Raw genomic sequence first — 13,245 nt, 5'->3', positions numbered from 1 at the left:
TCTTCGTCGCTGCGACCATCAAGCCTTCGTCAATCGAAGGCGTGTGAAAGATGGCTCATGTGTATGAAAAGGCAGCTGACCTCGTCGGGCAAAAGCTGGCAGGCGACGGAGAATGCGTCGCACTGGTCAAAATTTATACGTCCGTCGGCCCCACCGCCATCTGGCGACCGGAAAGGAAGGCCGCGGGCGACCGGAGTATCCGCGTCGGGACCGTCATTGCAACTTTCGAGAACGATCGCTACCCAAGCCGATCGCATGGCAATCATGCTGCGTCTATCTGAGCCAGGATGTACGCGGTATCTACGTCGTTGAACAATGGCGCTCACTCAAGGCAATTCAGAGACGATGCATTCCGTTCAAAGGCAAGGACAAAAATGGCCGTTACATCGATCCGAGCAATAACGCCGATGCATTTTCGGTCGTGAAATGACGATGCGCATCCGCCAAGCACCGTATCGGTTGCTCGCCATCGCCATGCTCGCATACGGTCCGCTCATCACGTTACCTGCGTCCGCTGCGACAACAGATTGCCCCGCACGCGTCGCCGTTACTCAGCAGCTCGACGGTCAACCGCCCGACGGCTGGAAAAACTTCGACACGCAAAGCACCTATCCGCTTGCCAGCGTCACCTTCTGGTCGGGGCCACCGGACCGGATGACATCGTTGCTGCCGAACCGCTCGCGCTCCGAGTCCCAGAGCGACATTTATGTCTGGTCGCTCGCCGAAAACCGTGAAGACTACTGGGTTTCATGTGACTACGGCAATACGAGCGTCGTGATCGCACGGCCGCTCGGCAAACAGGCACAGACTTGCGTCGCGCGTTACAGGCACGGGCACGCCATCGTGCAAAGCTGGCAATGTACGCCGCGGAAATAATCCGCGTTCAAGTCGGTGTTCAGCCGTGAATCAGCCGCGCCACCATCGGCCCCCGCAACGCGTTGCAGATCATCAACTCATCCGCGTTCAGCACATCGTCGAGCGTCAGCGCACGCTCTTTTGCGCCTAGTGCCGGATCGTCGAGCAGTACACCACGCATCACGCCCGGCAGCACGCCGGACGCCAGCGGCGGCGTTACCCACTGGCCGTCAAGCTTCACGAACACATTCGAGCGCCCGCCTTCCGTCACCTCGCCGCGTTCGTTGACGAACAGCATGTCGAAACCGCCCAGCGCCTCGGCTGCCTGCCACGCGCGATCATATTCGGCGCGGCGCGTCGTCTTATGCAGCAGCAGCGCATCGCTCGCGCGGGTCGGCGCGAAACCGTGCGCAGACGCAAGCATCACGCCGACCGGCCCCGCCGGCAGCGGCTTGAGCGGCGCCGCGATGATCTCGATGGCGCCATCCTTCGCGAGCGAAAGCTTCATCCGGTAGGCGTCGTCGCCGTCGAGCGCTGCGCAGTGCGTATCGATCGCGCCGCGCAACGCCTCGGCGTCGAAGCGGAAGCCGAACGCATCCGCGCTACGCTGCAGCCGTGCGAGATGACGATCGAGGTGCCGAATGCCGTCCGCACGCGTGGCAGCGGTCGTTTCGAACAGCTGGAAGCCGGGATCGGCATCCGTCAGGAATCGTGCTTTCAATTCGCACTCCGCATATTCGTCGGCCGCGACACTGTCGAGCACGATGCCCGCGCCGACCCCCATCGTGCCACGGCGCCGGCCGGCGATTGGCGTCGCCGGACTGCGTGCTTCGGCACCGGTCGCACCTTCGCGGTCAGCGCCTTCGCCCGGCGTACCTTCACCGGTAGCATCGAGAGTCAGCGTCCGGATCGCGACCGACAGGCAAAAATCGCCACAACCGGCCGGGCGCTCACCCGGCACGTCGGAATCGGCACCTTGCTTCGCGGCGTCGAGCCAGCCGATCGCGCCCGTATAGAGGCCGCGCGGTGTCGACTCGATCGCATCGATCAACTGCATCGTCTTGTACTTCGGCGCGCCCGTGATCGATCCGCACGGAAACAACGCACGCAGCATCTGCGCGAACGTCGTCCCTTCGCGCCAGCCGGCCTCGACCGTCGACGTCATCTGCCACACCGACGCATACGGCTCGACGGAGAACAGCGCCGGCACGCGAACCGTCCCGGTGCGTGCGATCCGCGATATGTCGTTGCGCAGCAGGTCGACGATCATCACGTTTTCCGCGCGGTTCTTCGGATCGTTCGCGAGGAACGCGGCTGCCGCCGCATCGTCGCGAGGGTCGGCCGAACGCGGCGCGGTGCCCTTCATCGGCCGCGCGCGCAGCACGTCGCCATGCTTCTCGACGAACAGCTCGGGCGAACACGACACGACCCACGCACCGTCGGGCAACGCGACCAGCGCGCCGTAGCGCACCGGCTGGCGCGCACGCAGCCGCCGGTACAGCGCGAGCGGCGTGCCGAACACGTCGAAGTTCAGCCGGTACGTGTAGTTGACCTGATACGAATCGCCCGCGCGCAGTGCGTCGTGCACCGCGGCGATCGCCGCATCGAACGCATCGCGCGACACGCTCTTCGCGACGTGCGCGACACCCGCGATCGACGGCGCGTCGCTGCCGCCGTCCTGCTGCGCGAGCCACGCGTCGACTTCGTCGCGCGACAGGCGTTCGCAGCGCGCATACAGCAAAAAGCGCAGCGGGGCATGGCCCGGCTGCGCCCGTTGCAGGTTGCGTCCGAATTCGTAATCGCCGACGACGACCGCATGCAGCCCGTCGCGCAGGTCCTGCGCCACCGCCGCATCGACTGCGTCGAGCCGCGCCGGATCCGTGCATACGCGTTCGCGCACGAATCCCGAATACAAACGACTCGACCGCGCGGACGCGGTCGAGTCGCAATCGTCCAAGAGCGCGAACGACGCGCTCTCGTTGCCTTCAGTCATGCTGTTACTCGAGTTACTCGAAGAAGCTCTTCACACGGTCGAACCAGCTCTTGCTCTGCGGGCTGTGACGCGCGCCGCCCTCGGCCAGCGACTTCTCGAACTGCTTGAGCAGGTCGCGCTGGTTGTCGGTCAGCTTCACGGGCGTCTCGACCTGCACGTGCACGTACAGATCGCCCGCGATGCTCGAACGCAGCCCCTTGATGCCCTTGCCGCGCAGCCGGAACGTCTTGCCCGACTGCGTGCCTTCCGGCACCGGGAACGATGCACGGCCGGCCAGCGTCGGCACCTCGATCTCGCCGCCGAGCGCGGCGGTCGTGAACGGGATCGGCATCTGGCAGTGGAGATCGTCGCCGTCGCGCTCGAACACCGAGTGCGGCTTGATGTGGATCTCGACGTACAGGTCGCCCGGCGGCCCGCCGTTGATGCCCGGCTCGCCGTTGCCGGCCGAGCGGATGCGCATCCCGTCGTCGATCCCCGCCGGGATCTTCACTTCGAGCGTCTTGGTTTCCTTCACCTTGCCCGACCCGTGGCAATGCACGCACGGCTCGGGGATGTAGGTGCCCGTGCCGTGGCACTTCGGGCAGGTCTGCTGGATGCTGAAGAAGCCCTGCGACATGCGCACCGTGCCCTGGCCATGACAGGTCGGGCAGGTTTCCGGCTTCGTGCCGGGCTTCGCACCCGACCCGTGGCAGACCTCGCACGACACCCAGCTCGGCACGCGGATCTGCGTGTCGTAGCCGTGTGCGGCCTGCTCGAGCGTGATTTCCATGCTGTAGCGCAGGTCGGCACCGCGATACACCTGCGGGCCGCCACGGCCGCCGCGCGCGGCGCCGCCCGCGGCCTGGCCGAAGATGTCGCCGAAGATGTCGCCGAACGCATCCGCGAAGCCGCCGAAACCCTGTGCGCCCGCACCGCCCATGTTCGGATCGACGCCCGCATGGCCGTACTGGTCGTACGCGGCCCGCTTCTGGCTGTCCGAGAGCATTTCGTAGGCTTCCTTCACCTCCTTGAAATGCTCTTCCGCATCCTTGTTGTCCGGATTGCGGTCAGGGTGATACTTCATCGCAAGCTTGCGATATGCCTTCTTGATTTCGTCGTCGCTCGCATTCTTCGCGACGCCCAGAACCTCGTAGTAATCCCGTTTCGCCATATCGATTCACTGTGCCGCCACGCATCGCGCACGCGGCGGCTCCTTTCGCCCGCAGTAAAGTCTCTCGACTCGTCTGGCGCTGCGCCCGTCCGCGGACGGCTCGTGCAGCACCCGCCAAAAAACAAATGTGCCCGGAGGGCCGCAAAGCCCGCCAGGCGTGGAGTCGATCCGGCCATCCGGAAGGAAAGACAGACCGCTTGTCAGCCAGCCCGTCAGCCACGCCGCGCGCGCGTGTTGCGCGCGCGGCGTGCGGCACCGGGCAACCCGGCTTAGTCCTTCTTCACTTCCTTGAACTCGGCGTCGACGACATCGTCGGCAGCCTGTTGCGCGCCGCCCGCGTGGGCCGCACCTTCCGCTGCACCCGCTGCGCCGGCCGCACCCGCTTGCTGGGCCTGCATGTCGGCGTACATCTTTTCGCCGAGCTTCTGCGAAACCTTGCCGAGTTCCTCGACCTTCGCGTCGATCGCAGCCTTGTCGGCCGACGTGTCCTTCAGCACTTCCTCGAGCGACTTCAACGACGCTTCGATCGCTTCCTTCTCGCCCGCGTCCAGCTTGTCGCCGTACTCGGTCAGCGCCTTCTTCGTGCTGTGGACCAGCGCGTCGCCCTGGTTGCGCGAATCGGCCAGCTCGCGCAGCTTGTGATCTTCCGCTGCGTTCGCTTCCGCGTCCTTGATCATCTGGTCGATTTCAGCCTCGGACAGACCCGAGTTCGCCTTGATCGTGATCTTGTTTTCCTTGCCGGTCGCCTTGTCCTTCGCGCCGACGTGCAGGATGCCGTTCGCGTCGATGTCGAAGGTCACTTCGATCTGCGGCACGCCACGCGGTGCGGGCGGGATGCCTTCGAGGTTGAACTCGCCGAGCAGCTTGTTGCCTGCTGCCATTTCGCGTTCGCCCTGGAACACCTTGATCGTCACGGCGCCCTGGTTGTCGTCCGCCGTCGAATACACTTGCGCGTGCTTCGTCGGGATCGTCGTGTTCTTGCTGATCATCTTCGTCATCACGCCGCCGAGCGTCTCGATACCGAGCGACAGCGGGGTCACGTCGAGCAGCAGCACGTCCTTGCGGTCGCCCGACAGGACCTGGCCCTGGATCGCCGCGCCAACCGCGACGGCTTCGTCCGGGTTCACGTCACGGCGCGGATCCTTGCCGAAGAATTCCTTCACCTTCTCCATGACCTTCGGCATGCGCGTCTGGCCGCCGACCAGGATCACGTCGTCGATGTCCGACACCTTGACGCCTGCGTCCTTGATCGCGATGCGGCACGGTTCGATCGTGCGCTCGACGAGGTCTTCCACCAGCGCTTCCAGCTTCGCGCGGGTGATCTTCAGGTTCAAGTGCTTCGGACCCGACGCGTCCGCCGTGATGTACGGCAGGTTGATTTCGGTCTGCTGGCTCGACGACAGCTCGATCTTCGCCTTTTCAGCGGCTTCCTTCAGGCGCTGCAGCGCGAGCACGTCCTTCGACAGGTCGACGCCCTGCTCCTTCTTGAACTCGCCGATGATGTAATCGATGATGCGCTGGTCGAAGTCTTCGCCGCCGAGGAACGTGTCGCCGTTGGTCGACAGCACTTCGAACTGCATTTCGCCGTCGACGTCCGCGATCTCGATGATCGACACGTCGAACGTACCGCCGCCGAGGTCATACACGGCGATCTTGCGGTCGCCCTTCTCGGCCTTGTCGAGGCCGAACGCGAGCGCGGCTGCGGTCGGCTCGTTGATGATCCGCTTGACTTCGAGGCCCGCGATGCGGCCGGCATCCTTGGTTGCCTGGCGCTGGCTGTCGTTGAAGTACGCCGGCACCGTGATCACGGCTTCCGTGACCGGCTCGCCGAGGTAGTCTTCGGCCGTCTTCTTCATCTTGCGCAGCACTTCCGCCGAAACCTGCGGCGGCGCGAGCTTTTCGCCGTGCGCTTCGACCCATGCATCGCCATTGTCGGCCTTGATGATGCTGTAAGGCATCAGGCCGATGTCCTTCTGGACTTCCTTCTCTTCGAAGCGGCGGCCGATCAGGCGCTTCACTGCGAACAGCGTGTTCTTCGGGTTGGTCACCGATTGACGCTTGGCCGGCGCGCCGACGAGCACTTCGTTGTCGTCCATGTAGGCGATGATCGACGGCGTGGTGCGCGTGCCTTCCGAGTTCTCGATGACCTTGACCTGGTTGCCTTCCATGATGGCGACGCACGAGTTCGTGGTGCCGAGGTCAATACCGATGATCTTTCCCATTTTTCCTAATCTCCAGAAATGCTTGTTTGCTGCGCAAAACCCCGCGTTTTGGGGCGGTTTCGCGCGCCAGAATTCAACTCTGTTCCCGAAATGCGTCCGGCCGGTCCGTTTTCAAGACCCGCCGAGCGATGCGGATATTAAATTTTTTCAATCGCCGCCGGCTAGGGGATCGCTACCCGCCGCCGCGATTTTCGCGCGTGCCGCCGACACGGCCGCCTCGAACTGCGCGAGGCCATGCCAGCCTGTGGCGCGGCCGAGCCTCTTGCCGCGGTGGAAGAAGAACCATGTCGGCACACCGTGCAGCCCGAAGCGGCGCCCCAGCTGGTGGTGTTCGTACACGCTGCAATGGAACCACTTCAAGCCCAGCGCGCGGATGGCGTCGGGCTGGGCGAGCATCGCCTTTTTCGCGATCTCGCAGTTGAAGCAGTCGACGCCCCAGAAGAACACCACCGCAAGCGCGTCCCCCGCGCCGTCGATCGCCGCGTCGAACGTACCGGCGTCCAGCGCCTGCATGTCGAACGCGTCAAATGCGGCCGGATCGACGCCGGCGGGCACCATCGCGACGCCCTTACTTCGGCTGCGCGACGGTGACGAGCGCCGGACGCAGCACGCGGTCGGCGATCGTGTAGCCCTTCTGCAGCACCGTGACGACGGTGTTCGGCTCCTGCTCGGCCGGCACCATCGAAATTGCCTGGTGCTGGTGCGGATCGAACTTCTCGCCGACCGGGTTGATCGCGACGACGCGGCCCTTCTCGAGTGCGCTCGTCAGCTGGCGCAGCGTCAGCTCGACGCCTTCGCGCACCTTCGCGATATCGCCGGACGTATCGTTGACGGCCGCTTCCAGGCTGTCCAGCACGGGCAGCAGGTGCTCCGCAAAGCTCTCGATCGCGAACTTGTGCGCCTTCGAGACGTCGTCCTGCGCGCGGCGGCGGACGTTCTCGGTCTCGGCCTTCGCCCGCAGGTAGCTCTCCTGCAGCTCGGCGACCTTGGCTTGAGCCTCCGCGAGCGCCGCGTCGGCTGCTTCGGCGGCGGGAGCAGCGCCTTGCGCCGCCTGCTTCTCGCTGCCGGTATCTTCGGCCGATTGGGTAGACGGGTTCTCTTGCGTGTTTTCCATGTCGCTGAAAGTCGATTAGAGGTTGAAGCCAAATCGGCAACCGCCGGACCGAATACCCGGCGGCACCGCACATTGCTGGTGCAAATAAGGGTGAAAACTGCGATTTCAAGAGGGTTATCCGCCGGCATTCTCCAATGCCGCGAAACAACCGCGCGTCGCACCGGTGCATCGCCCGCATAGTCCGCCACGGCAGGCGAAACGGGCTGTAACAACGCTTACCTGGCAAGTACTAGCTTGGCACAGTCCCGCTGCACTACACTCCACTCAAGCGTCGGAAAAGCGTGTTTACCCTTAGCTGACCGACGCCTTACAACCACCCCCTGGCGCCGTTTTCACCCCTTCTCGAGGGGAGTACCGTGAAACTGACCTTTGCGATATCGGTGGTCGCGCTGGTACTCATTGCCGGCACCACCACCATCTGCCTGTCGGGAGCCGTGACCGACCGCACGACCGAATACGGGAGCGCGCGGGCGACGTTCGACCAGATGTTCAGCTCCCACCAGAAAATCTGTCGATGATGCGCCGGTCGCGCTTCGTCGGCCGGCCGTGCAATTCGGCCGCCGGCTCGCGATACGTGCGACGCCGCTCCAGTTCGGCGAGCCGCGCGGCCCGCCCCGCTTCCGTTTCCTCGTAAAGCGTCTGCGCGACGCTCGCCGGCCCGCGCACGTCGCACACGCCGAGGACGGCAATGTGCCAGACGATGCCGTCGATCGCAATTTCGACCTCGTCGCCCACGCGCACTTCCTTCGCCGGCTTGACTGCAGCCCCGCCGATCTTCACGTGCCCCTTGTCGACCGCATCGGTCGCAAGCGAGCGCGTCTTGAAGAACCGGGCCGCCCACAGCCATTTGTCGATGCGCAGCTTCGCGCCCGGTTCGGTCGAAATCTTGTAGTTCATCGCACCTCACCCGCCGTTTCGGGCTGCGCGGCCTTGACCGGCCAGCCCTGCAGATTCTCGGCGACGATCTCGCCGAGCGCGCCGATCCACGCGGGCGCGCCGTTCAGGCACGGAATCCGGTGGAACGCCTTGCCGCCGCCGGCGAGGAACTCGTCGCGCACTTCCATGCCGATCTCCTCGATCGTCTCCAGGCAATCGGCCGTGAAACCGGGACAGAACACGTCGGCCCGCTGTACGCCGGCCTCGCCGAACTCGCGCAACGTCGGCGCGGTATAAGGCTGCAGCCATTCGGCCTTGCCGAAACGCGACTGGAACGTGACGCGGCACTCGGTCGTCGACAGCCCGAGCGCGGCCATCAGCAGCGCGCCCGTCTGCTGGCACTGGTCGTGATAGGGATCGCCGAGGTCGAGCGTGCGCTTCGGCACGCCGTGAAAGCTCAGCACGAGCTTGTCGCCGGCCGCGAAATCCGGCCGGCCGTGCTGCGCCCAATACTGGCGCACCTGCTCGGCCAGCGCGTGGATGTAGGCCGGATGGTCGGCGTAGTGCCGTATCGTGCGCACCTCCGGCTGGTTGCGCATGCGCGAGAGCGCGTCGAATGCGGCGTCGAATGCGGTGGCCGTGGTCGACGCCGAGTATTGCGGATACATCGGCATCAGCAGCACGCGCTCGACGCCGGCGCGCTTGAACTGCGCGAGCGCGTGCGAGATGTTCGGACTGCCGTAGCGCATCGCGTAGTCGACCTGCACTTGATAACCGTTCGACGCGAGCAGGTGCCGCACGCCGTCGGTCTGGCGCACGGTATGCACGCGCAGCGGCGAGCCCTCGGGCATCCAGACGGCCGCGTATTTCTTCGCGGACGCGCGGCCGCGCAGCGGCAGGATCAGCGTGCGCAGCAGCACCTGCCAGACGGCCTGCGGAATCTCGACGACTCGCGGATCCGACAGGAATTCGGTCAGATAGCGCCGCACGGCACGCGGCGTGGGCGCATCGGGCGTGCCGAGATTGATCAGCAGCACACCGATGCGATGGGCGGCCGCGATACTCGAAGGCGGCTCAAGATCGAAACGCATGGGCAAGAACGTGCTCGGGGCACGGGACCGGACGGCTCTCAATTATAGCGGGCCGCCTCGCGCCGGTCGGCTGGCCGTTCGGCCGACTGTCGGCGCACGCGGCGCCGCGGCACGATGACGGGGCGGGATCGGGCTGGCGCTCGCAGGCTACTGCTGGCTCAGCGTGAGCGACAGCAGCCGCGCGGTGATGTCGACGATCGGGATCACGCGGTTGTACGCCATGCGGGTCGGGCCGATCACGCCGAGCGTGCCGACGATCTGCCCGTTCACCTCGTAAGGGGCGGTAACGACGCTCATTTCCTCGATCGGCACGAGTGTCGATTCGCCACCGATGAAGATCTGCACGCCCTGGGCGTGGCTCGACACGTCGAGCAGTTGCAGGAGGCCCGTCTTTTGGTCGAATACGTCGAACAGCTTGCGCAGCCGGGCCATGTCGGACGACAGATCCGCCACCTCGAGCAGGTTGCGCTCGCCGGAAATCAGCACGGTGTCCTCGGTGTCGGGCACCTCGGTGCTGGCCGTCACGGCCGCATGCATCAGCGTGGTCATGTCGCCGCGCAACTGGTCGATCTCGTCGCGCAGGCGACGGCGCACCTCGTCGAACGACAGCCCGGCGAAATGCGCGTTGATGTAGTTGGACGCCTCGGTCAGTTGCGACGGCGAGTAGTCGCGCGGCGTCGCGAGCATCCGGTTCTGCACGTCGCCCTCGGGCGTCACGATGATCAGCAGGATGCGCTTGTCCGACAGGCGCATGAACTCGATCTGCTTGAACACGTGGCTGCGGCGCGGCGTCAGCACGACGCCCGCGAACTGCGACAGGTTCGACAGCACGCTCGCGGCGGCCGCCACGACGCGCTGCTGCGGCTCGCCGGCCTGCAGCGTGTTCTGCACCTGCCGCGCGACGGCCTCGGCGTCGATCGGCACCTCGACCGTCAGCATCGTGTCGACGAACAGCCGGTAGCCGCGCGGCGTCGGCACGCGGCCGGCCGACGTGTGCGGGCTCGACACGAGGCCGAGCTCCTCCAGGTCGGACATCACGTTGCGGATCGTCGCCGGGCTCAGCTCGAGCCCGGAGTAACGGGACAACGTGCGCGATCCGACTGGCTGACCGTCGGCGATATACCGTTCGATCAGGGTTTTCAGGAGGGTTCGTGCGCGAGGATCTAGCATGGTGGAAAATTTTAGCGCAACCGCGCGACCGCGGCGAGTGGCGTCGGCCGCCGATGCGCGGGCCGACCCGATCCGGCCCCGTCAGCGCACAGCCGGTTCTTTTCGTCAACGAGCTATGGTGTAATGCCGGCATGAAAACCGGTAATCAGTTCAACACTGTCGCGCTCGTCGGCCGGAGCAACACGCCGAACATCGCCGAGCCGCTCGCCACGCTGGCCGCCTGCATCGCCAAGCGGGGCTTCGAGGTCGTCTTCGAAGCCGAGACCGCGCGCGAGATCGGCATCACCGGCTACCCGGCGCTGACCCCGGCCGAAATCGGGGCGCGCGCCGACGTGGCGGTCGTACTGGGCGGCGACGGGACGATGCTCGGCATCGGCCGTCAGCTCGCGCCGTACAAGACACCGCTGATCGGGATCAACCACGGGCGGCTCGGCTTCATCACCGATATCGCGGCGGCCGACATGCAGGCCCTCGTCCCGGTGATCCTGTCGGGCAAGTTCGAGCGCGAGGAGCGCTCGCTGCTCGAGGCCCGGATCATGCGCGACGGCGAACCGATCTACCACGCGCTCGCGTTCAACGACGTCGTCGTGAACCGCAGCGGCTTCTCCGGGATGGTCGAGCTGCGCGCGTCGGTCGACGGCCGGTACATGTACAACCAGCGTTCGGACGGCCTGATCGTCGCCACGCCGACCGGCTCGACCGCTTACGCGCTGTCGTCGGCCGGCCCGATCCTCCACCCGCAGCTGCAGGGCATCGTGCTCGTGCCGATCGCGCCGCACGCGCTGTCGAACCGGCCGATCGTACTGCCCGACGATTCGAAAATCGCGATCCAGATCGTCGGCGGGCGCGACGTCAACGTGAACTTCGACATGCAGTCGTTCACGTCGCTCGAACTGAACGACACGATCGAGGTGCGCCGCTCGAAGCACACGGTGCCGTTCCTGCACCCGATCGGCTACAGCTACTACGCGACGCTGCGCAAGAAGCTGCACTGGAACGAACACGCCTCGAACGAAGACGACAAGGCGTCCTGACGCCGCTCCGCCCGACACCATGCTCCGCCACCTCTCGATCCGCGACTTCGTCATCGTCGCCGCGCTCGATCTCGAATTCGACAGCGGCTTTTCCGTCTTTTCCGGTGAAACCGGCGCCGGGAAATCGATCCTGATCGACGCCCTCGCCCTCGCGCTCGGCGAACGCGCCGACGCGAGCGTCGTACGAACCGGCTGCGGCCGCGCCGACATCACCGCCGAATTCACGCCGCACGACCGCGTCGCGCGCTGGCTCGACGAACACGCGTTCGACACCGAGGACACGGTGATGCTGCGCCGCGTGATCGATGCGAACGGACGGTCGCGCGCGTTCATCAACGGCACCAGCGCGACGCTCGCGCAGCTGCGTGAACTCGGCGAAATGCTCGTCGACATCCACGGCCAGCATGCGCACCAGCTGCTGATGCGGCCCGACGCGCAGCGCGAGCTGTTCGACACGCACGCGGGGCTCGTCGCCGATGCGGCGAACGTCGCGCGCGCGTGGCGCGTGTGGCGCGACGCGACGCAGGCGATCGAGGCCGCGAAGGCGCACGAACGGGAGCTGCAGCTCGAACGCGAAAAGCTCGCGTGGCAGCTCGCCGAGCTCGACAAGCTCGCGCCGCAGCCCGGTGAATGGGACGAGGTCAGCAACGAGCACAAGCGCCTGTCGCATTCGGCGAACCTGATCGACGGCGTGCGCGGCGCACTCAACGCGTTGTCCGAGGCCGACGACGCGATGCTCGCGCAGCTCGGCGCGATCGTGTCGAAGCTGCGCAGCCTGGCCGACTACGACACCGCGCTCGGCGACGCGCTCGCGTCGCTCGAACCGGCCGAGATCCAGCTGCAGGAAGCCGTCTACTCGCTGTCGCACTATGCGCAGCGCGTCGATCTCGATCCCGAGCGGCTCGCGAAGGTCGAAACGCGCCTCGATGCGCTGCATTCGACCGCCCGCAAGTTCCGGTTGCCGCCCGACACGCTGCACGAAGAACACGCGGCGCGCCGCGCGCAGCTCGCCGCGCTCGACGCGGCAGCCGATCTCGGTGCGCTCGAGGCGACGCAGGCCAAGGCGCGGGAGGCCTATCTCGCCGATGCCAGGCATCTGTCGAAGGCGCGCGCGCAGGCCGCCAAGGCGCTCGGCACGGCCGTCACGGCCGGCATGCAGGAACTGTCGATGGCGGGCGGAAGCTTCGAAGTCGCGCTCGTCCCGCTCGCCGACGGCGGCCCGCACGGGCTCGAGCAGGTCGAATTCCGGGTCGCCGGCCACCCCGGCGTGCCGCTGCGGCCGCTCGCGAAGGTCGCGTCGGGCGGCGAGCTCGCGCGGATCAGCCTCGCGCTCGCAGTGATCGCAAGCGCGGCGAGCCCGACGCCGACGCTGATCTTCGACGAAGTCGATACGGGGATCGGCGGCGGCGTCGCCGAAGTGGTCGGCCGCCTGCTGCACCAGCTCGGGCGCGATCGCCAGGTGCTGTGCGTGACGCACCTGCCGCAGGTCGCCGCGCGCGGCGATCACCACTTCCAGGTCGCGAAGGGCGCCGACGAGCGCGGCGGCACGGTGTCGACGGTCGTCGCGCTCGACCGCGCCAACCGGATCGAGGAAGTCGCGCGGATGCTCGGCGGGCTCGAGATCACGGCCACGACGCGCAAGCACGCGAAGGAAATGCTGGCGGCCTGACGCGGGTACTGAGCCGCCCGAATGCAAAAAGACCGGCGCATGCGCCGGTCTTTTTTGCCGCACGGCCGCTC

Annotated in this window: 12 protein-coding genes and 1 pseudogene; 5 read left to right on the top strand and 8 right to left on the bottom strand. The window is 66.2% G+C overall.

Annotated features, from left to right (window positions below):
* Positions 1-50: 50 nt before the first annotated feature.
* Positions 51-430: pseudogene (locus VK92_RS43495) on the top strand (BPSL0067 family protein).
* A complete protein-coding gene (locus tag VK92_RS14850; protein ID WP_048022338.1) occupies positions 427-876 on the top strand; it encodes an STY0301 family protein in 450 nt (149 codons plus the stop codon). Before VK92_RS43495 ends, VK92_RS14850 begins: the two are co-directional and overlap by 4 nt.
* Before the next feature lie 19 nt (positions 877-895).
* Here the strand turns inward: VK92_RS14850 and VK92_RS14845 are convergent, their stop codons facing one another.
* The 5 genes from VK92_RS14845 to grpE form a co-directional block, all read right to left on the bottom strand.
* Positions 896-2,848: a chorismate-binding protein gene (locus tag VK92_RS14845; RefSeq protein WP_048022336.1), complete on the bottom strand. Its 1,953-nt coding sequence runs from the start codon at positions 2,846-2,848 to the stop codon at positions 896-898.
* 13 nt (positions 2,849-2,861) lie between these two features.
* Positions 2,862-3,998 carry a molecular chaperone DnaJ gene (gene dnaJ, locus VK92_RS14840; protein ID WP_021162212.1) on the bottom strand — a complete coding sequence of 379 codons (1,137 nt, stop codon included), beginning with the start codon at positions 3,996-3,998 and terminating at the stop codon, positions 2,862-2,864.
* A 269-nt stretch (positions 3,999-4,267) separates the two neighbouring features.
* Complete coding sequence (dnaK, locus tag VK92_RS14835; RefSeq protein WP_021162213.1) at positions 4,268-6,220, bottom strand: molecular chaperone DnaK; 1,953 nt, start codon at positions 6,218-6,220, stop codon at positions 4,268-4,270.
* A 147-nt stretch (positions 6,221-6,367) separates the two neighbouring features.
* Positions 6,368-6,778, bottom strand: a complete 411-nt coding sequence (locus tag VK92_RS14830; RefSeq protein ID WP_048022333.1) for a thioredoxin family protein — start codon at positions 6,776-6,778, stop codon at positions 6,368-6,370.
* 10 nt (positions 6,779-6,788) lie between these two features.
* Positions 6,789-7,334 carry a nucleotide exchange factor GrpE gene (grpE, locus tag VK92_RS14825; RefSeq protein ID WP_021162215.1) on the bottom strand — a complete coding sequence of 182 codons (546 nt, stop codon included), beginning with the start codon at positions 7,332-7,334 and terminating at the stop codon, positions 6,789-6,791.
* A gap of 356 nt (positions 7,335-7,690) precedes the next feature.
* On the opposite strand from grpE, the gene VK92_RS42465 reads away from it, so the two are divergent.
* On the top strand, positions 7,691-7,852 hold the full coding sequence (locus VK92_RS42465; protein ID WP_006476841.1) for a hypothetical protein: 162 nt from the start codon (positions 7,691-7,693) through the stop codon (positions 7,850-7,852).
* Here the strand turns inward: VK92_RS42465 and VK92_RS14820 are convergent.
* The 3 genes from VK92_RS14820 to hrcA all read right to left on the bottom strand — a co-directional run bounded on the left by VK92_RS14820 (position 7,824) and on the right by hrcA (position 10,471).
* Positions 7,824-8,231, bottom strand: a complete 408-nt coding sequence (locus tag VK92_RS14820; RefSeq protein WP_021162216.1) for an RNA-binding S4 domain-containing protein — start codon at positions 8,229-8,231, stop codon at positions 7,824-7,826. The genes VK92_RS42465 and VK92_RS14820 overlap by 29 nt on opposite strands.
* Positions 8,228-9,301, bottom strand: a complete 1,074-nt coding sequence (gene hemH / locus VK92_RS14815; protein ID WP_048022331.1) for a ferrochelatase — start codon at positions 9,299-9,301, stop codon at positions 8,228-8,230. Before hemH ends, VK92_RS14820 begins: the two co-directional genes overlap by 4 nt.
* Before the next feature lie 147 nt (positions 9,302-9,448).
* A complete protein-coding gene (hrcA, locus tag VK92_RS14810; RefSeq protein WP_021162218.1) occupies positions 9,449-10,471 on the bottom strand; it encodes a heat-inducible transcriptional repressor HrcA in 1,023 nt (340 codons plus the stop codon).
* Between the two features lie 131 nt (positions 10,472-10,602).
* On the opposite strand from hrcA, the gene VK92_RS14805 reads away from it, so the two are divergent.
* Entirely contained in the window at positions 10,603-11,505 is a 903-nt protein-coding gene (locus VK92_RS14805) for an NAD kinase (protein ID WP_027788318.1), read from the top strand.
* 19 nt (positions 11,506-11,524) lie between these two features.
* On the top strand, positions 11,525-13,174 hold the full coding sequence (gene recN, locus VK92_RS14800; protein ID WP_048022328.1) for a DNA repair protein RecN: 1,650 nt from the start codon (positions 11,525-11,527) through the stop codon (positions 13,172-13,174).
* The last annotated feature ends 71 nt before the right edge of the window (positions 13,175-13,245 follow it).

Source organism: Burkholderia sp. LK4, from assembly GCF_001043615.1.
GTDB lineage: Bacteria > Pseudomonadota > Gammaproteobacteria > Burkholderiales > Burkholderiaceae > Burkholderia > Burkholderia cepacia.
This window is presented reverse-complemented; position numbering and strand designations above follow the sequence as displayed.